The 17,611-nt window shown below is 67.2% G+C and carries 16 protein-coding genes; 10 read left to right on the top strand and 6 right to left on the bottom strand.

Going from position 1 to position 17,611, the window contains the following annotated elements; translation table 11 throughout:
• Genes J2X21_RS07665 through J2X21_RS07655 form a run of 3 tightly spaced genes read left to right on the top strand, consistent with a single transcriptional unit; the run spans position 1 to position 2,260 of the window.
• Entirely contained in the window at positions 1 to 1,116 is a 1,116-nt protein-coding gene (locus J2X21_RS07665; RefSeq protein WP_310326850.1) for a succinylglutamate desuccinylase/aspartoacylase family protein, read from the top strand.
• Positions 1,113 to 1,892, top strand: a complete 780-nt coding sequence (locus tag J2X21_RS07660) for an ABC transporter ATP-binding protein (protein WP_310326848.1) — start codon at positions 1,113 to 1,115, stop codon at positions 1,890 to 1,892. Before J2X21_RS07665 ends, J2X21_RS07660 begins: the two co-directional genes overlap by 4 nt.
• Positions 1,892 to 2,260 (top strand): YbaN family protein, encoded by a 369-nt coding sequence (locus J2X21_RS07655; protein WP_310326845.1) that lies wholly within the window; start codon positions 1,892 to 1,894, stop codon positions 2,258 to 2,260. Before J2X21_RS07660 ends, J2X21_RS07655 begins: the two co-directional genes overlap by 1 nt.
• Here the strand turns inward: J2X21_RS07655 and J2X21_RS07650 are convergent.
• The 4 genes from J2X21_RS07650 to J2X21_RS07635 all read right to left on the bottom strand — a co-directional run bounded on the left by J2X21_RS07650 (position 2,257) and on the right by J2X21_RS07635 (position 6,896).
• Complete coding sequence (locus J2X21_RS07650) at positions 2,257 to 3,036, bottom strand: hypothetical protein (RefSeq protein WP_310326843.1); 780 nt, start codon at positions 3,034 to 3,036, stop codon at positions 2,257 to 2,259. The two genes, J2X21_RS07655 and J2X21_RS07650, sit on opposite strands and share 4 nt — an antisense overlap.
• A complete protein-coding gene (locus J2X21_RS07645) occupies positions 3,033 to 4,046 on the bottom strand; it encodes a hypothetical protein (RefSeq protein WP_310326841.1) in 1,014 nt (337 codons plus the stop codon). The genes J2X21_RS07650 and J2X21_RS07645 overlap by 4 nt, the downstream gene beginning before the upstream one ends.
• 69 nt (positions 4,047 to 4,115) lie before the next feature.
• The gene (locus tag J2X21_RS07640; RefSeq protein ID WP_310326839.1) at positions 4,116 to 6,155 is read right to left on the bottom strand and encodes a M3 family metallopeptidase; all 2,040 of its coding nucleotides are present in this window, start codon (positions 6,153 to 6,155) and stop codon (positions 4,116 to 4,118) included.
• Between the two features lie 72 nt (positions 6,156 to 6,227).
• Complete coding sequence (locus tag J2X21_RS07635; RefSeq protein ID WP_310326837.1) at positions 6,228 to 6,896, bottom strand: hypothetical protein; 669 nt, start codon at positions 6,894 to 6,896, stop codon at positions 6,228 to 6,230.
• 132 nt (positions 6,897 to 7,028) lie between these two features.
• On the opposite strand from J2X21_RS07635, the gene J2X21_RS07630 reads away from it, so the two are divergent.
• Positions 7,029 to 7,589, top strand: coding sequence for a YaeQ family protein (locus J2X21_RS07630; RefSeq protein ID WP_310326834.1), 561 nt, complete (start codon positions 7,029 to 7,031; stop codon positions 7,587 to 7,589).
• A 25-nt stretch (positions 7,590 to 7,614) separates the two neighbouring features.
• The gene (argG, locus tag J2X21_RS07625; protein WP_310326831.1) at positions 7,615 to 8,931 is read left to right on the top strand and encodes an argininosuccinate synthase; all 1,317 of its coding nucleotides are present in this window, start codon (positions 7,615 to 7,617) and stop codon (positions 8,929 to 8,931) included.
• Between the two features lie 159 nt (positions 8,932 to 9,090).
• On the opposite strand, the gene J2X21_RS07620 is transcribed toward argG, so the two are convergent.
• Both J2X21_RS07620 and murB read right to left on the bottom strand, forming a co-directional pair.
• Positions 9,091 to 9,918 (bottom strand): DNA ligase, encoded by an 828-nt coding sequence (locus tag J2X21_RS07620; protein ID WP_310326828.1) that lies wholly within the window; start codon positions 9,916 to 9,918, stop codon positions 9,091 to 9,093.
• A gap of 73 nt (positions 9,919 to 9,991) precedes the next feature.
• Entirely contained in the window at positions 9,992 to 11,023 is a 1,032-nt protein-coding gene (murB, locus tag J2X21_RS07615; protein ID WP_310327237.1) for a UDP-N-acetylmuramate dehydrogenase, read from the bottom strand.
• A 105-nt stretch (positions 11,024 to 11,128) separates the two neighbouring features.
• Here murB and J2X21_RS07610 point away from each other — a divergent pair, with 105 nt between their 5' ends.
• The 5 genes from J2X21_RS07610 (at position 11,129) to J2X21_RS07590 (ending at position 17,610) form a co-directional block, all read left to right on the top strand.
• On the top strand, positions 11,129 to 11,617 hold the full coding sequence (locus J2X21_RS07610) for a YajQ family cyclic di-GMP-binding protein (protein WP_310326827.1): 489 nt from the start codon (positions 11,129 to 11,131) through the stop codon (positions 11,615 to 11,617).
• A 1-nt stretch (position 11,618) separates the two neighbouring features.
• Positions 11,619 to 12,266: a retropepsin-like aspartic protease family protein gene (locus J2X21_RS07605; protein WP_310326826.1), complete on the top strand. Its 648-nt coding sequence runs from the start codon at positions 11,619 to 11,621 to the stop codon at positions 12,264 to 12,266.
• Positions 12,267 to 12,330: 64 nt separating this feature from the next.
• On the top strand, positions 12,331 to 15,132 hold the full coding sequence (gene prsT / locus J2X21_RS07600; protein ID WP_310326824.1) for an XrtA/PEP-CTERM system TPR-repeat protein PrsT: 2,802 nt from the start codon (positions 12,331 to 12,333) through the stop codon (positions 15,130 to 15,132).
• A gap of 108 nt (positions 15,133 to 15,240) precedes the next feature.
• Positions 15,241 to 16,266, top strand: a complete 1,026-nt coding sequence (locus J2X21_RS07595; RefSeq protein WP_310326822.1) for a PEP-CTERM sorting domain-containing protein — start codon at positions 15,241 to 15,243, stop codon at positions 16,264 to 16,266.
• A gap of 144 nt (positions 16,267 to 16,410) precedes the next feature.
• Positions 16,411 to 17,610: an acyl-CoA dehydrogenase family protein gene (locus J2X21_RS07590; RefSeq protein ID WP_310326819.1), complete on the top strand. Its 1,200-nt coding sequence runs from the start codon at positions 16,411 to 16,413 to the stop codon at positions 17,608 to 17,610.
• The last annotated feature ends 1 nt before the right edge of the window (position 17,611 follow it).

Here is a 17,611-nt window from a genome sequence, read left to right as displayed (position 1 = left end):
ATGAACCTCGTCCGCCACCCTCTTCTCTCCCCCGCGCCGGGCACGCAGCGCGAGCTGGTCTCACTGCACTATGGCCAGTCTGGCGGCCAGAAGGCCTACATCCAGGCGTCGCTGCACGGCGACGAACTGCCCGGCATGCTGGTGGCCCACCACCTGCGGCTGCAACTCGACGCGCTGGAGGCCGCCGGCCAGATCAGCGGCGAGATCGTGCTGGTGCCCATGGCCAACCCCATCGGCCTGTCCCAGTTCCTGCTGCATGCGCACCTGGGCCGGTTCGAGCTGATGTCGGGCGAGAACTTCAACCGCCACTACCCCGACCAGATCGCCGCCGTGGCCGCTGCCGTTGAGCCGCAACTGGGTGCCGACGCGGCCGCCAACGTGGCCCTGCTGCGCCGCGCGCTGAAGGCGGCCGTCGACGCGTCGCCGGTGGACACCGAACTGCAGTCGCAACGCCGCCAGCTGATGAGCCTGTCCTGCGACGCCGACATCGTGCTGGACCTGCACTGCGACGCGCAGGCCGTCATGCACCTCTACACCGAGACACCCTGCTGGCCCGATTGCGAGCCGCTGGCGCGCTTCCTCGGCTCGCGCCTCACGCTGCTGGCCCAGGACTCGGGCGACAACCCCTTCGACGAGGCCTGCTCGCAGGTCTGGTGGAAGTGGAAGGCGCATTTCGGCGGCCGCTTCCCCATCCCGCAGGCCTGCCTGTCCGTCACCGTGGAGCTGCGCGGCGCCTGCGACGTGACGCACGAGCTGGCCGCCGCCGACGCGAAGAACATCATCGACTTCCTGCGCTGGCGCGGCCTGCTCAAAGGCGACAAGCCAGCGCTGCCCGACGCGGTGGGCGACGCCCGCCCGCTGGCCGGCAGCATGCCCATCAAGTCGCCGGTGCCCGGCGTGCTGACCTTCCTGAAGGAGGCCGGCGCCGAGGTGCAGGCCGGCGACGTGCTGGCCCATGTCATCGACCCCATCACGGCCCAGGTCACGGAGCTGAAGAGCCCGGTCGACGGCCTGTTCTTCGCGCGCGACTTCCTGCGCTTTGCCAATGCCGGCATGCGCGTGGCCAAGGTGGCCGGCAAGGAAGCAATCCGCACCGGCAAGCTGCTGGGTGCATGAACACGATGAGCGACATCCAACTCCAAGCCAACAACATCCACAAGCGCTTCGGCGAGCGGGAGGTGCTGAAGGGCATCTCGCTGGCCGCCAAGCGCGGCGACGTCGTCACGCTGATTGGCTCGTCGGGCTCCGGCAAGAGCACCTTCCTGCGCTGCCTGAACCTGCTGGAGCAGCCGCACGAGGGCGAGCTGAGCCTGGGCGGCGAGGCGCTGAAGCTGGTGCGCGATCGCGACGGCAGCCTGAAGGCGGCTGACGCCCCGCAGCTGCAGCGCTGGCGCGCGCGGCTGGCCATGGTGTTCCAGAACTTCAACCTGTGGGCCCACATGACGGTGCTGGAGAACGTCATCGAGGCGCCGGTGCACGTGCTGGGCAAGTCCAAGGCCGAGGCCACCGAGCGCGCGCAGGCGCTGCTGGCGCGCGTGGGCGTGTCGCACCGCGCGAACGTCTACCCGGCGCAGCTGTCCGGCGGCGAGCAGCAGCGCGTCGCCATCGCCCGTGCGCTGGCGGTGGACCCCGAGGTCATGCTGTTCGACGAACCCACATCGGCGCTGGACCCCGAGCTGGTGGGCGAGGTGCTGAAGGTGATGCGCGACCTGGCCGGCGAAGGCCGCACCATGGTGGTCGTCACGCACGAGATGGGCTTCGCGCGCGAGGTGTCCAACCACTGCCTGTTCCTGCATCAGGGCCGGGTCGAGGAGGAAGGCAACCCCAAGGAGATGCTGCTGCGCCCGCAATGCGAGCGGCTGCAGCAGTTCCTCAGCGGCGGGTTGAAGTAATGCGCAAGGCCGCAGCGCGATTGCTGTGGCGAACGCTGGCCGTGCTGAGCGTGGCGCTGGCCGTCATCGGCGCGGTGCTGCCGGTGATGCCCACCGTGCCCTTCCTGATCCTGGCCGCCTGGGCCGGCGGCAAGGGCTGGCCGGCGCTGGAGGCCTGGCTGCTGGATCACGCGCACTTCGGGCCGCACATCCGCCACTGGCGTGAGCGCGGCGCCGTGCCGCGGCGCGCGAAGTGGCTGGCCACACTGATGATGACGAGCAGCGCCGTGATGATGCAGTTCACGCCGCTGCCGCTGGCCGTGCGCATCGGTGTGCCGGCGGTGATGGCCGCCGTGGCCATCTGGCTGTGGCGGCGGCCCGAGGCCTAACCACCCCAGCTCAGCTGGAACTGCAGACGCCGCAGTTCGGTTCGCGGTTGCCGTGCCGACTGCAGCGGCACGCCTTGCAGCGTGATGGGTCGCTCCTCACCGGCCGCGAAGGTCAGGCGCTCGGCGCTGACGTCCCACCGCCACCCTTCCAACATCGCGCTGCCCAATCCCACGCGCCAGCTGCGTGCGCGCCCCAGCGGCAACGCGGCGGCGTCCCGGCCCGGCAGTTCCACGCGGTTGCTGCCGGCCGGCCCGGTGCCGGCCTCCAGGCGCAGCAGCGCACCGGCCTCGTCACCGGCCTGCAGACCCAGCAGCAGCAGGCCCTGGCGGTAGCGCTCGGGATAGCCACGCGCATTGCCGGCATCTTGCAGTCGCCGCCGCCATTGCCAGAACTCGGCGGCCATCAAAGGCTGCCAATGCCAGGTGCCGCCCAGCGGCTGCGGCGCCCAGGCGCCCTCGGCACGAACGAACACGTGGCTCAGGTCGCTGCGCGTGCGCAGGTCGTTGCCCTGGTTGCTGAGGCCCCGATAGTCCCGGCCGCCCCACGACGTGCCGAAGCGCAGCGTCGCGCTGGCGGCGTCGCGCGGCGCCCAGGCCAGCGTGGCGGACAGGCCGGCCAGCCGGCCGTCCTCGGCCACAACACGCCGGCCATCACGGCCCGTTTCGCGCCATTGCTGCCACTCCTGCTGGCCGGCCAACTGATAGCGCCAGTCGGACCCGGCACTGGCGGCAGTCGCCGCCAGGCCGGCCAGCAGCGCCAGTACGGCGGTCTTCACTGCAGCTCGGCCCAGGTCTTGGTCACCTGCGTCTCGTAGCTGCCATCGCCCTCGGCGTCCAGCTCCAGACGGGCCTGGGTGGCGTTCAGCGCGGTGATGCGCACGGCCGAGTTCGCATGGCCGCGTGCCAGCAGTTGGCCGCTGCTCGGGTAGACATTGCCGGCGGTGATGACCAGCGCCTGCGGCGTCGTGATGGTCACCTGCTTGTTGCCGAACTGGCTGCTGTCCAGCGTGCTGGTGTAGGTGATGCTGGAACGCCAGGCGCTGCCCACGGTTTCGTCGCGCACGACCAGCCGCGTATCGGTCAGCGTCGTCGTGAAGTTCTGGCCACCCACGCGGCCGCTGAACGCGAACCGCGCCGTGGACAGCGTCAGCTCGCCCACGCCGGAAGGCGACTGGCTCATGGTCATGCTCAGCGCGCCATCGCCCTGCGCCGAATCGCTGCCGGTGGTGACGTTGAACGCGGTCATCGTCATCGTCATCGTCGCGCTGTAGTTGTTGCTGTCGAAGACGCCCGTGATCGCCTGCACGCTGATGGCGAGGCGGCCCTGCGAGACGGCGCCTTCTTCCTTGCAGGACAGCAGATCCATCGTGATGCTGTCGCCCGCGTCGAAGCTGCCGTTGTTGTTGGCATCGTTCACCGTCACGGCGATACTGCCGCCCTGCGCGCAGGCCACGGTGTCACGGATCTCGACACCGGTCACCAGCACCGGCCGGTTGCCGCCCCGTTCGAAGCCGCGCTTGGCGGTGTTGACCGCATGGCGCAGCACGCGAGCGTCCGTGGAGGTCTCGGCGCCGCTCACCAGACCACCGCTGTCACCCAGGAACAGCGCACTGGACACGACGGCCTGACCCACCGCCTGGTAGTTGCTGGCGCTGATGCCCAGCATGGTCTGCTGCTGCAGCGGGGGCTCGCCCCCGGAAGACGAGTCGCCACCGCCGCCACAAGCAGCAAGGGTCAGCGCGCACGCCGCGACGACGGCCGGGCGGCCGATTCTTTGGATTCGCATGGTTTTCTACTCCCTGTGTAACGCCACGGTCAGCTGCATACCGACCATGGCGCCGGGCGTTTTACCACGTCAGGCCGGCAGCAGACCTCTGTCTTTCAACATGGGTTCCACGACCGGATCGCGGCCGCGGAACGCGCGGAAGGCCTCGCCCGGCTCGCGGCTGTTGCCGCTGGAATAGATGCACTCGCGCAGGCGCGCCGCCACCGCGCCGTCGAACACGTCGCCGGCCTCGACGAAGGCATCGAAGGCGTCGCAGTCCAGCACCTCGGCCCACAGGTAGACGTAGTACCCGGCCGCATAGCCGGCACTGCTGAACAGATGCTGGAAGTGCGTCATGCGGTGGTTCATGCCCACCTCGGCCGGCAGCTGCCACCGCTGCATCGTGTCGCGCTCGAAGGCCACGACATCGGCCGGCGGCTGCGGCAGCGCATGCGCGGCCATGTCCACCAGGGCGCTGGCCGTGTAGCGCAGCGTCTCGTAGCCCTGGCCGAACTGGCGCGCAGCCTGCAGCTTGGCCAGCAGCGCGTCGGGCAGCGGCTCGTCGGTCTGCCAGTGGCGCGCGAACTTCTTCAGCACCTGCGGCTCGGCCATCCAGTGCTCGTACAGCTGCGACGGCAGCTCGACGAAGTCGCGCAGCACCTGCGTGCCGGCCAGGCGCTCGTGCTCGACGCTGCTCAACAGGCCGTGCAGGCCGTGGCCGAACTCGTGGAACAGCGTGCGCACGTCGTCGAAGCTCAGCAGCGTGGGCTCGCCCGCCGCGCCGCGTGCGAAGTTGTTGTTGTTCAGGATGATGGGCGTGGCGCCCAGCGCGCGGCTCTGGTTGCGCATCGCGTTCATCCACGCGCCGCTGCGCTTGGGCGGCCGCGCGAAGTTGTCCTGCAGGAACAGGCCGCGCAAAGCGCCGTCGGCGTCGAACACCTCGTAGGCGCGCACGTCGGCGTGGTAGCCCGCGATGTCGGGCCTGGCCTTGAACTGCAGGCCGAACAGGCGGCTCGCGCAGTCGAACATCGCGGCCACCATGCGGTCCAGCGAGAAGTAGGGCTTGACCTCGGCCTCGTCCAGCTCGAAGCGGGCCCGCTTGGCATGTTCGGCATAGAAGCGCCAGTCCCAGGCCTCCAGCGCATGCGTGGCGCCGGCAGCGGCCATCGCGCCCTGCACGGCCTCACGCTCGCGGGCCTGCGCGGCCAGTGCCGGATGCCACACGCACTCCAGCAGCTTCATGACGGCGGCCTGGTTCTGCGCCATCGTGTCTTCCAACGCGTAGTCGGCATAGCAGGCGTGGCCATGCAACTTGGCCTGCTCGGCGCGCAGCGCCAGGATCTCGCGGCAGATGGCGCGGTTGTCCGTGTCGCCCGTGTCGTCACCGCGCCCCACCCAGGCGCGCCAGGCCTGCTCGCGCAGGTCGCGCCGCGCGCTGAACGACAGGAAGGGAACGATCAGCGAACGCGACAGCGTGATGACGTGGACGCCCTCCTCCAGCCCGCGGTCGATCGCCGCCTGGCGCGCGGCGGCGCGCACGAAACCCGGCAAGCCGGCCAGTTCGGCCTCGGTGGACAGGCGCAGCTGGTAGCCGTTCTCCGACGCCAGCACGTTCTGCGCGAAACGCGTGTTCAGCTCGGCCAGCTTGGCCATGATGGCGGCATAGCGCGCCTGGGCTTCGGGCGCGAAGCGGGCGCCGGCGCGCAGGAAGTCCAGGTGCACGCGGTCCAGCAGGCGGCGCTGCTCGGGCGCGAGGCCGAGGCGCTCGCGCTGCTCGTACAGCGCGGCGACGCGAGCGAACAGGCCCGCGTGCATGTAGATGGCGCTGTTGTGCGTCGCCAGCGGCGCGGCCAGCGCGCGTTGCGCAGCCTGCAACTCCGGCGACGTGGCCGACGCGGCCAACGTGTAGAACAGGTGCTCGAGCCTGGTCAGCAGCCGGCCGCTGGCATCGAACGCCGCCACGGTGTTGGCGAAGCTGGGTGGCTCGGCCTGGCTGGCGATGGCCTCGATCTCGGTGCGGTGGCGGGCCAGCGCCTCGTCGAACGCGGGTTGGAAATGTGTCGGTGCGATGTCGGCGAAAGGCGGCAGGCCGTGTGGGCCGGTCCAGTCCTGCAGCAGCGGGTTGCTCATGCGGGGCTCCAAAAAAGCGAAAGGCCGCCTCCGGGTAGGAAGCGGCCTTCAGCGGTTCAATGAGTCAGGCGTTTACTTGCCTGCGGCCTTTTCCTTGCGGACGGCCTTCTCGTCGTTCTCGTCGTAGGCCTTGTTGCTGCACTCGGCCTTCCACTTGTCGTTGGCGTCGAAGTGCTTCTCGGTGCGCTCCTCGATGCCCTTGAACTGCACGTCCAGCGCATCGACCTTGTCGCTGAAGGCCTTGCGCTTGGCGGCCTGTTCGGCGTCGGCGGTCTTGACACCCTCGAACATCGCGTTGAAGTCGGTGGTGCGCTTCAGGTAGGCCTCGTTGCGGGCCTTCAGCTCTTCCTTCTTGAGCTTGGAGGCCTCGGCGGCGATCGCGGCGTGCTCAGCCAGGATGCCTTCCTTCTCGGCCTTCACGGCGGAGATCTTCTTGCCCAGCTCGGCTTCGCCGGCTTCGACGGTGGCCTTCTCGGCCTTCAGCGCCTCGGCATTGGCCTTGTAGGCGTTCTGTTCGTTCTTGATGGCGGCGGCTTCGGCGCTGTTGGCTTCCTGCTGGTCGATGCAGGCACGCAGCTCCTCACGCGTCATCAGCTTGGGCTTGGGCGCCGTGGGCTTTTCCACGACCGGGTTGCTGACCTTGTTGTTCTTCGGGTCGACCTTGGCCTTGGTGTTGTTGGTGATCTGTGCCTGGGCAGAGACAGCGAGGACCAGGGTCAGCGGAAGAAGAATGCGTTTCATGACGAGGGCGCAACTTGGGTTGCGAAGGTTCGGAACTGAAGGGCGGAATGATGCCACGAGGCTTCGCCGCGATAATCACCGGCTGCCCTTTCGTTACCACCTTGTACATGGCGCCCGCCGCCAACGCCCCGAATGGCGCTCAAAGCCACCATCTATAAAGCCCAGCTGCAGATCGCCGACATGGACCGCCATGTCTACGGTGACCACAACCTCGTGCTGGCCTGCCACCCCAGCGAGACCGAAGAACGGCTGATGATCCGCGTGCTGGCCTTCGCGCTGAACCTGCCGGCCGACGACCTGCGCGGCAAGCTGGAGTTCACCAAGGGACTGTCCGACGTGGACGAGCCCGACCTCTGGCAGCTGGACCTGACCGGCGACGTGGTGCACTGGATTGACCTGGGCCAGCCCGATGACCGCCGCCTCATGAAGGCCCATGGCCGCAGCGAACGCGTCAGTGTCTACAGCTTCGCGTCCAGCACCGAGGTCTGGTGGCGCAATCTGGAAAACAAGCTGACGCGCACGCCCAAGCTGGCCGTCTGGCAGATTCCCGCCGAGCAGTCGCAGGCCCTGGCTGCACTGGCCGCGCGCAGCATGCAGCTGCAGATCAGCATCCAGGACGGCAGCGTCTACGTGTCCACCGCTGACGCCTCCGTCGAGATCCATCCCGTCGCGTTGAAGACGCCCGCCGAATAACCGTCCCACCCCGAAGACCGACACCATGTCCACCATCCTGCAATCCGTTCCCGTCGGCCAGAAGGTCGGCATCGCCTTCTCCGGCGGCCTCGACACCTCGGCCGCGCTGCACTGGATGAAGAAGAAGGGCGCCCTGCCCTATGCCTACACGGCCAACCTGGGCCAACCCGACGAGCCCGACTACGACGAGATCCCGCGCAAGGCCATGCTGTACGGTGCCGAGAAGGCCGTGCTGGTGGACTGCCGCACGCAGCTGGTCGCCGAGGGCATCGCCGCGCTGCAGGCCGGCGCCTTCCACATCAGCACTGCGGGCGTCACCTACTTCAACACCACGCCCATCGGCCGCGCCGTGACCGGCACGATGCTGGTGGCCGCGATGCAGGCCGACGGCGTCAACATCTGGGGCGACGGCTCGACCTTCAAGGGCAACGACATCGAGCGCTTCTACCGCTACGGCCTGCTGACCAACCCGTCGCTGAAGATCTACAAGCCCTGGCTGGACCAGACCTTCATCGACGAACTGGGCGGCCGCTCGGAAATGTCGGCCTTCATGACGGCCAACGGCTTCGCCTACAAGATGAGCGCCGAGAAGGCCTACTCCACCGACTCCAACATGCTGGGTGCCACGCACGAGGCCAAGGACCTGGAGCACCTGAACAGCGGCATCAAGATCGTCAACCCCATCATGGGCGTGGCGTTCTGGCGCGAGGACGTCGTCGTCAAGGCTGAAACGGTGACGGTGCGCTTCGAGGAAGGCGTGCCCGTCGCGCTGAACGGCGTCGAGTTCCGCGATCCGGTGGCGCTGCTGGCCGAGGCCAACGTCATCGGCGGCCGCCACGGCCTGGGCATGAGCGATCAGATCGAGAACCGCATCATCGAAGCCAAGAGCCGCGGCATCTACGAGGCCCCGGGCCTGGCGCTGCTGCACATCGCCTACGAGCGCCTGGTCACCGGCATCCACAACGAGGACACCATCGAGCAGTACCGCATCAACGGCATGAAGCTGGGCCGCCTGCTGTACCAGGGCCGCTGGTTCGACCCGCAGGCCATCATGCTGCGCGAAGCCGCCCAGCGCTGGATCGCCCGCGCCGTGACCGGTGAGGTCGCCATCGAACTGCGCCGCGGCAACGACTACTCCATCCTCGACACCCGCAGCGCCAACCTGACCTATGCGCCCGAGCGCCTGTCCATGGAAAAGGTCGAGGACGCACCATTCAGCCCCGCCGACCGCATCGGCCAGCTGACCATGCGCAACCTGGACATCACCGACACGCGCGGCAAGCTGGGCATCTACACCGGCGCGGGCCTGCTGGCTGGCGGCGGCTTGCCGCGCCTGGAGTAAACCCCAGGCAGGTAGGGCTGCCCAGATTGAATGAATACTGTATAGAATTACAGTATTCGTTAAGGAGCCCGACCATGTACAGCCCCTACCGCCAGACCTACGTCCCCGGCCGTCCGCTGCCGCGATGGCTGCAGCACATCATCCGCTGGCTCTGAGGCGTCAGAACGCGTCGGCGACGCGGACAAAGCTCGCGAATCGCGGCTTGCCGTTGGGAGTCAGCTCCCGGTAGCGGTAGGTGACGACGGTGCCCAGCGGCGGTGGATCGCGGCGCTGGGCTTCACTGAAGCCGGTGCCCAGCTGGAAGCGCACGCCCTCCGGCGTCTGCAACTCCAGCGCGCCCAGCAGGCCGGCGAAGCGGCCCCTGCCGGGCTCATGGCCCACGACGACAGCCTCGGCGTCCGCTTCGGGCTTGAGCTTCAGCAGCAGATCGCTGCGACCGGATGCCAGCGGCTCGTCCGCGCGATGCAGCATTAGTCCCTCGCCGCCGCCGGCCACGACCTCCCTGAGCCGGGCTTGCAGCGCAGCTGTCGACGCCAGCCGCCACTGCTCGACCGGCACCACCACACCGCCCGCCAGCCCCTTCAGCATCTGGGCGCGCTGCTCGAAGCTGCCTGCGCCCGCCGGCAACTCGAACACGTGATAGCGGATGCGCCGCCACTCGGCGTCCACCGGCTCGCTGCGCCGCACCGCGGCCGACAGCGCATCGAAGCTGCGGCGTGCGATCCACAACTCGCCGTCCAGCGGCTCTTTCGGCAACTGCGCCAGGAACCACGCCGGCGCCGCGATCACCCGCCCGCTGCGGAACCGCAGCACCCGCCCGTCCCACAGCGCCCGCACGCCGTCCAGCTTCTCGCTGACCAGATAGGGCTTGGGGTCAATACCCGCCGGCGCGCTCTTTGCCAGCAGCGGCTCCAGCGCCACTGCCGGCACACCCAGTCCGCCCAACCAAGCCAGCAGCACCCGCCGGCGCCATCGGTGTCCGCTCATCGCCATCCTCCCGCAGGGTCCAGAGGAGGCATGATCAACCCGGTACACCGCCTTGGGGCGGCATGATTCACCTCTAGACGACGACCGGCTCCGGTTCGAGCCGGATGCCGAAGCGGCCGTAGACGCTCTCCTGGATGGCCCGCGCCAGCGTGACGACCTCGGCGCCCCGCGCCTCGCCGCTGCGATTCACCAGCACCAGCGCCTGCTTCTCATAGACGGCCGCGCCGCCCACGGTCTTTCCCTTCCAGCCACAGGCATCGATCATCCAGCCGGCGGCCAGCTTCACGCTGCCGTCGGGCATGGGGTAGTGCACGATGCCGGGGTCGCGGCCGATGATGTCCTTGCACTGCTCGGCAGTCACCACCGGGTTCTTGAAGAAGCTGCCCGCGTTGCCGATGACCGCCGGGTCCGGCAGCTTGGCGCGGCGCACCGCGACGATCCAGTCGAAGATCTGGCGCGCATCCGGTGCCGTGATGCCGGTTTCCTGCATCTTGCGCTCGATCTCCAGATAGCCCAGCACCGGCTGCCAGGGCCGCGGGAGGCGGAAGCGCACCCGGGTGATGACGCTCTTGCCGGCGAGGCCGCCGAAATCGCTGTGCTTGAACACGCTGTCGCGGTAGCCGAAGCGGCACACCTCAGCCGGCAGCAGCGCCGGCCGACCGGTCACCAGGTCCATCACCTCCACCGCCTCCAGGCGGTCCTTCACCTCGATGCCGTAGGCGCCGATGTTCTGCACCGGTGCCGCGCCCACGGTGCCGGGGATCAGCGCCATGTTTTCCAGGCCGGGATAGCCGTGGTCCAGCGTCCACTGCACCAGGTCGTGCCAGACGACGCCGGCGCCCGCCTCCACGATCCATGCATCGGCGCGCTCCTCCAGCAGGCGGATGCCGGGGATCTCGACCTTCAGCACGACCGCCTCCACATCCTTGGTCAGCACCAGGTTGCTACCACCGCCCAGCACGAACTTCGGCGCACGCCCCAAGTCCGGGTGATCCACGATGCGGCGCACGTCGGCGGCCTCGCGGATGCGCACCAGCCGTTTCGCCAGGGCCGGCAGACCGAAGGTGTTGTAGGGCCTGAGATTGACATCGGCCTCGATCTGCAAGGCCTGGACGGGAATTGGCACAGCGTGGGGCACTGCGTTTGAGGGGGGCTGGGACTGCGAGGACATGGGAAAATTTTCGCTTATTCATTCAACCGTTTTCCCGCGATGCCCAGCTTCGACACCGTTCTCGAACCCGACCACGTCAAGATCCGCAATGGCGTGGACAACAGCATCAAGGAAATCGGCACCCGTTTCGACTTCAAGGGTACGGGCGCCAAGGTCGAGCTGAAGGACAAGGAAATCCACAGCACCGGCGACAGCGAGTTCCAGCTGGAGCAGATCGAGGCCGTGCTGTACGCCAAGCTGACCAAGCAGGACGTGGTCATCAGTTTCCTGGACAAGCAGGACAAGATCGAGAAGCTGGGCGGCGACAAGGTCCGCCAGGTCTACAAGATCAAGGAAGGCATCGAAGCCACGCTGGCCAAGAAGATCGTCAGCTCGCTGAAGGACAGCAAGCTCAAGGTGCAGGCCAGCATCCAGGGCGACGCGGTGCGCGTGACCGGCAAGAACCGCGACGACCTGCAGACGGCCATCGCGCACCTGAAGAAGAGCTTCAGCGACACGCCGCTGACCTACAACAACTTCCGCGACTGACATGCGCCTCGCCCGGCTCCTGCCGTCCCTGCTGCTGGGGCTGGCCCTGACATCGCCCGCCTGGGCGCAGCAGGTCCAGCTCAACGGCATGATGGGCGGGCGCTTCGCGTTGCTGCTGATCGACGGCGAGCCGCGCACGCTGGCAGTCGGCGCCACCAGCAACGGGGTGCGGCTGGTCGCGCTGGAGGAAGGTCGCGCGATCGTGGACATCGGCGGGCGCCGGCAGGCGCTGATGATGGGCGCCGCGCCGGCCCGGGTGGTGTCCAACGCGCCGGTGGCGCGCCGCCAGATCACGATGCCCATGGGCCAGGGCGGCCATTTCACCGCCATGGGCCAGATCAACGGCCAGGTCACGACCTTCCTGGTGGACACCGGCGCCACGGTGATCTCCATCGGCCAGATCGAGGCCGACAGGCTGGGGCTGCGCTACATCCACGGCAAACGCGTGATCACGCAGACCGCCAATGGGGCCGTGCCTGCCTACCTGATCGACCTGGCCAGCGTGCGCATCGGCGTCGTGGAGGTGCGCGACGTGCCGGCCATCGTCATTCCCGGCCAGATCAGCCATGTGCTGCTGGGCAACAGCTTTCTGAACCGCTTCCAGATGCGTCGTGAGAACGATGTCATGACCTTGGAGCTGCGCTACTGACGCAGCCTGCCGCCGCGGTGCGTGCATCTGCAAGAATCCGGCGCCCCCACCGCCGGCCCGCTCGATGACCCGCCTGCCCCATACGCTTCCTGCCCTGCTGGCAGCCCTGCTGATTGCCACCACGGCGCAAGCCCAGGACGCCGCCAAGGCCGCCCGCTTCTACGAAGACGCGCTGCAGCGCTACGAAAAACGCGACATTCCCGGCGCCATCGTCCAGCTGCGCAACGCGCTGCAGGCGGACAAGAACCAACTGTCGGTGCACGTGCTGCTGGGCAAGGCGCTGCTGGCCAACAGCCAGCCCGCAGCTGCGGAAGTGGCTTTCAACGATGCGTTGAGGCTGGGAGTCAACCGAGCCGAAGTGGTCGTGCCGCTGGCGATGGCGCTGAGCGCACAGGGCCGTCAGCCTCAGATGCTGGAGGATCCGCGACTCCTGCCCAGCGGCCTGCCGCCTGGGGTGCGTCAGAGCCTGCTGCTGGAGCGGGCGCTTGCGCAATCCGATCTCGGCGACGTCAAGATGGCCCTGGCATCCGTGCTCGAGGCTCGCGCATTGAACGCGAATGACCCGGGAAGCTGGGTGGCAGAGCTTCCGCTGCGCGTGCGGGCGCGTCAATTCAACGAGGCGCTTGCCGCCGCTGATCAGGCGCTCAAGCTCGCCCCCAATGATGCCGAAGCGCTCTACCAACGCGGTGCGACATTGCACGCGATGGGCCAGGTCACGCAGGCGCTGGCCACCTACGACAAGATCGTGCAGCTCAGCCCCAAGCACGCCGATACGCGTTTGGCCCGGGCCGGCATCTACGTCGACCTGGATCGCGATGCCGACGCCCTCGCCGAGGTCAACGAGCTGCTGCGTCTGAAGCCGCGCGATCCACGCGGGACCTACCTGCAAGCACTGCTGGCAGAACGGGCAGGTCGGCCGGCGGACACCAAGAAGTCGCTGAAGGCGCTGACCGAACTGCTGGACCCGGTTCCCATCGAGCACATCCGTTTCAGGCCGCAGCTGTTGATGCTGAACGGATTGGCGCACTTCGGCCTGGGCGAGCTGGAAAAAGCGAGGCCCTATCTCGAGCTGGCGTCACGGCAGCAGGCTGGCAATCCGTTGAACAAGCTGCTGGCGCAGATCGCACTGGCGGAGCCCAACCCAGGTCGGGCAGCGGACCTGTTGGAGGCCTATGTGAAGGCTCGCCCAGGCGATGGCCAGGCCCTGCAGATGCTGGCCTCCACCTACATGTCTCAAGGCAAGCACGACCGCGCCGCCAGCCTCATGCAGGAGGCCCTGAAAACCCGGGATGCGGCCGAGTACCGAACGACGCTGGGCTTGTCACTGCTTCACTCGGGCAAGGACGCGCTGGCGCTGGACGAGCTGACCAAGGCCTACGCGCAAGATCCCAAGCGCACGCAGGCCGGTCTGGCGCTCGCCACCGCATTGCTGCGCGATGGGCAGCTCGCCAAGGCGCTGAACGTCGTCGACGGACTGGCGCGCGCCAACCCGGAGAACGCCACGGTCGTCATGATCCAGGCCTATGCAAAAGCACAGGCGGGCGATCATGCGAGCGCCCGAGCCGGATACGAGAAGGCCATGGCGCTGTCCCCCAGCCTGCTCGAGGCCCGGCTGGGCCTGGCGCGTGTAGACATCGTCACGCGCAATTTCGATGCCGCCCACAAGCGGTTGCGCGACATGCTGAAGACCAGCGAGCGCAATGTCACGATCTTGTTCGAACTGGCCTTGTTGAACGAGCAATGGGGCAAGGACGATGAAGCGCTCAAGTGGCTGGAGAGTGCAGCCGAAGCCAGCGGCCCGCGCGAGACGCAGGCGAACTTCGCGCTCGTGGCCTGGCATCTGCGCAAAGGCGCTCCCGCCCGGGCGCTGGAAGCGGCCAAGGTGCTGCTGTCCAAGTTGCCCGACGACCCGCAGGCATTGCAGGCTTATGCCGCCGCGCAAGCCGGCAATGGCGACACCACCGGTCCCAAGTCGACACTGACCAACGCATCACGTCGCGCCGGATTTGACTCCCCCCGCCTGGTGGACATCGCGAGGCAGCAATTGCTGATCAAGGACTTCTCCGGCGCCGCCTACAGCCTGGAGAAGGCCCTCTCCGGCACGCCCGGCTTTGTTCCGGCACTCGCGCTGTTCTCCAGCGTCGAGATGTCCCGAGGCGACATCACCAAGGCGGAGCAATGGGCTCAACAGGTCGTCCGCGCGCTGCCCAAGTCCCCGACCGGCTACAACCTGCTGGCCGACGCGGCGACACGCAAAGGCATGCCGGCAGCGGCGCTTGACGCTTTGCGCAAGGCGTACGACGTCGACAAATCCAGTCAGAGCCTGTCCCGGCTGATACGCGCGCACGGCAGCTACGGCAGCTTCCGCCCCGCTGCCGATCTGGCGGCACCCTGGCTGCAAAAGAACCCCAATGACATCGGCGTCCGCTCGGCCCTGGCGGAAACACTGGTGCGCCAGCGGGATTTCCGCGCAGCCAAGGGGCAGTACGAAGCGATTCTGAAGACACAACCCAGCCAGTTGGATGCGCTGAACAACCTTGCCAATGTCCTGATTGAGATGAACAACGCAGAAGCCGTCGAGGTCGCGGAACGAGGGCTCAAGGTCGACGCGCGCAACATCCTTCTGCTGGATACCGCGGGGTGGGCCCATCACCGCCTGGGCAGCAACGACCGGGCTTTGCAGCTGCTGCGCGACGCACGCCTTCGCGCTCCCGAGAATGCCGCCATCCGATATCACCTTGCCGCGGCCTTGGCCAAAGCCGGCCGCAAATCGGAAGCCCGGGACGAAGCCAACGCGGCCTTGCAGTCCAGCGTGAACTCCGACACAGCTGAAGATGCCCGCAAATTGCTGGCGACCCTCAATTGAGGGGGCGGGACTGCATTGCAACTTGTCGAGAGTTCTTACAATTCCCCCACGTTACTGGGCGGGAAATTGACAAGCCTTTGATCTGTATAGAGATTTTCGACTGGCACGTTGATTGCGTATATCCCGACAACTCGCCCTCAGAATGACGAACAAGGAACTCGAATGAAAACTGTCAACCTTCGCTGGCTGTCGTGCCTGTCACTGTTCGCGGGTTTGATGATTTCGACGAACGCTCATGCCGTCTGGACCTTTGGGCAATCGGGCGTCAGCACGCTGGCCAACTGCACGGTGCCCAGCGGTGGAACCCACGCAAGCTCCGGCACGCCCAGCACCTGCGTCTCCGGTTCCTCGAAAGTGGATACCACAACCGTTTCGCTGTCGGGCTACTACGTCACCAACGCCACGAACAACGCCGGCCTGTCTTCGGGTACCACCTGGTCTACCGCGCCGCTGATGTCCTATTCGGGCGGTCAGGGCATCAACTCTGACGGCACGAGCGACCCGAATCACGCGGTCGACAACAACGGCAAGACGGAAGGCGTTCTGCTGAGCTTCAGCTCCTCCGTCGCGCTGACCAGCATCGGCACCGGCTACACCGCTTCCGCCTACTGCAAGAACAACACCACCAGCGCCATCACCTTCCCCAGCACCGGCGATGTCTGCCCGACTGGCACGACCAAGCAAACCAAGCAAACCGACAACACGACCGGTATCGACATCTCCGTGTTCCGCTGGGTTGATGGCTCCACGACGCTGACAGGCAAGGGCGCTTCCACGATGTCCGGGTGGCAATTGGTGGGCAACTACGGCGACATCGGTGTCGACACCTCGAACCCGTACAACCTGGTCAACAGCACCGGTCTGACGTCGAGCTACTGGCTGATTTCCGCCTACAACAGCGGCTTCGCCCCGACCACCGGCATCACCGAGACCCGGGGCGGCCTGACCAACGGCGACGACTACTTCAAGCTGTTCGCTGCCGCCGGCACGACCTGCGCCACGACGCTGACCAACGGCAAGTGCGGCGGCTCCGGTTCCAGCGTCCCCGAGCCGGCCTCTCTGGCGCTGACCAGCGTCGCGCTGCTGAGCGTTGCAGGCCTGCGTCGCCGCAGCAAGAGCAAGCAAGCCGCCTGATCCAAGGCAGCTCCATCGAAAGGCACTCCTCGGAGTGCCTTTCGTGCTTTTGGGGATATGGCTCGCGGCTGTCCCTGGCAGGACAGCGCAGATGCGAACGACCGTGCTAAAAAGTTCGTCATTCCATCTACGACACAGCGAGACATGGACCTCAACTTCACCGACGCGGAACTGGCCTTCCGCGCCGAGGTACGCGAATGGGTACGCGCCCATCTGCCAGCCGACATTGCCCACAAGGTCCGCCACGACCTGCGTCTGAACAAGGACGATCTGCAGCGCTGGGCCAAGATCCTCGGCGCCAAGGGCTGGCATGGCTGGGCCTGGCCCAAGCAGTTCGGCGGTCCAGGCTGGAACGCGGTGCAGCGCCACCTGTTCGAAGAGGAATGCGCCCTCGCCGGCGCGCCGCGCATCGTGCCGTTCGGCCCCGTCATGGTCGCGCCCGTCATCATGGCCTTCGGCTCGCCTGAGCAGCAGCAGCGCTTCCTGCCGGGCATCATGAGCGGCGAGGTCTGGTGGAGCCAAGGCTACAGCGAACCCGGTTCAGGCTCCGATCTGGCATCGCTGAAGTGCCGAGCCGAACGTCAGGGTGACAAGTACATCGTCAACGGCCAGAAGACCTGGACCACGCTGGGCCAGTATGGCGACTGGATCTTCTGCCTGGTGCGCACGTCCACCGAGGGCAAGCCGCAGACCGGCATCAGCTTCCTGCTCATCGACATGAAGACGCCCGGCGTGACGGTCAAGCCCATCATCATGCTGGACGGCGAGCACGAGGTGAACGAGGTCTGGTTCGACAACGTCGAGGTGCCGGCCGAGAACCTGATCGGCGAAGAGAACAAGGGCTGGACCTACGCCAAGCACCTGCTGTCGCATGAGCGCACCAACATCGCCGACGTGAACCGCGCCAAGCGCGAACTGGAACGGCTCAAGCGCATCGCCAAGGCCGAGGGCTTGATGGACAACCCGCGCTTCCGCGACCAGATCGCGCTGTGCGAGGTGGATGTCGTTGCGCTGGAGATGATGGTGCTGCGCGTGCTGTCGGGCGAGCGCAGCGGCAAGCAGCCGCTGGACGTGGCCGGCCTGCTGAAGATCCGCGGCAGCGAGCTGCAGCAGCGCTACACCGAGCTGATGATGCTGGCCGGCGGCCCGCTGGCCCTGCCCCACATTCATGAAGCCATGGAGGCCGGCTGGCAAGGCGACCAGTGGCTGGGCGGCGCCTGGCTGGGCGGCGCGTCGCATGCCATCCCGCTGACCGGCACTTACCTGAACGTCCGCAAGACCACGATCTATGGCGGGTCCAACGAAGTGCAACGCAACATCGTCGCGCAGACCGTGCTCGGCTGAT

Origin of the sequence: Roseateles asaccharophilus (genome assembly GCF_031458115.1) — a bacterium.
GTDB classification, from domain to species: Bacteria; Pseudomonadota; Gammaproteobacteria; order Burkholderiales; family Burkholderiaceae_C; genus Pelomonas; species Pelomonas asaccharophilus_A.
Note: the sequence above shows the minus strand (reverse complement) of the source record. Positions and strands in the feature narration are given on the sequence as shown.

Excerpts from the sequence above, each read along its gene's own strand:
- J2X21_RS07665 (WP_310326850.1), top strand. The coding sequence starts at position 1 with ATGAACCTCGTCCGCCACCCTCTTCTCTCCCCCGCGCCGGGCACGCAG.
- J2X21_RS07605 (WP_310326826.1), top strand. The coding sequence starts at position 11,619 with ATGCGCCTCGCCCGGCTCCTGCCGTCCCTGCTGCTGGGGCTGGCCCTG.
- J2X21_RS07590 (WP_310326819.1), top strand. The coding sequence starts at position 16,411 with ATGGACCTCAACTTCACCGACGCGGAACTGGCCTTCCGCGCCGAGGTA.
- J2X21_RS07640 (WP_310326839.1), bottom strand. The coding sequence starts at position 6,155 with ATGAGCAACCCGCTGCTGCAGGACTGGACCGGCCCACACGGCCTGCCG.
- J2X21_RS07610 (WP_310326827.1), top strand. The coding sequence starts at position 11,129 with ATGCCCAGCTTCGACACCGTTCTCGAACCCGACCACGTCAAGATCCGC.
- J2X21_RS07620 (WP_310326828.1), bottom strand. The coding sequence starts at position 9,918 with ATGAGCGGACACCGATGGCGCCGGCGGGTGCTGCTGGCTTGGTTGGGC.
- prsT (WP_310326824.1), top strand. The coding sequence starts at position 12,331 with ATGACCCGCCTGCCCCATACGCTTCCTGCCCTGCTGGCAGCCCTGCTG.
- argG (WP_310326831.1), top strand. The coding sequence starts at position 7,615 with ATGTCCACCATCCTGCAATCCGTTCCCGTCGGCCAGAAGGTCGGCATC.
- J2X21_RS07645 (WP_310326841.1), bottom strand. The coding sequence starts at position 4,046 with ATGCGAATCCAAAGAATCGGCCGCCCGGCCGTCGTCGCGGCGTGCGCG.
- J2X21_RS07660 (WP_310326848.1), top strand. The coding sequence starts at position 1,113 with ATGAACACGATGAGCGACATCCAACTCCAAGCCAACAACATCCACAAG.
- J2X21_RS07630 (WP_310326834.1), top strand. The coding sequence starts at position 7,029 with ATGGCGCTCAAAGCCACCATCTATAAAGCCCAGCTGCAGATCGCCGAC.
- J2X21_RS07655 (WP_310326845.1), top strand. The coding sequence starts at position 1,892 with ATGCGCAAGGCCGCAGCGCGATTGCTGTGGCGAACGCTGGCCGTGCTG.
- J2X21_RS07635 (WP_310326837.1), bottom strand. The coding sequence starts at position 6,896 with ATGAAACGCATTCTTCTTCCGCTGACCCTGGTCCTCGCTGTCTCTGCC.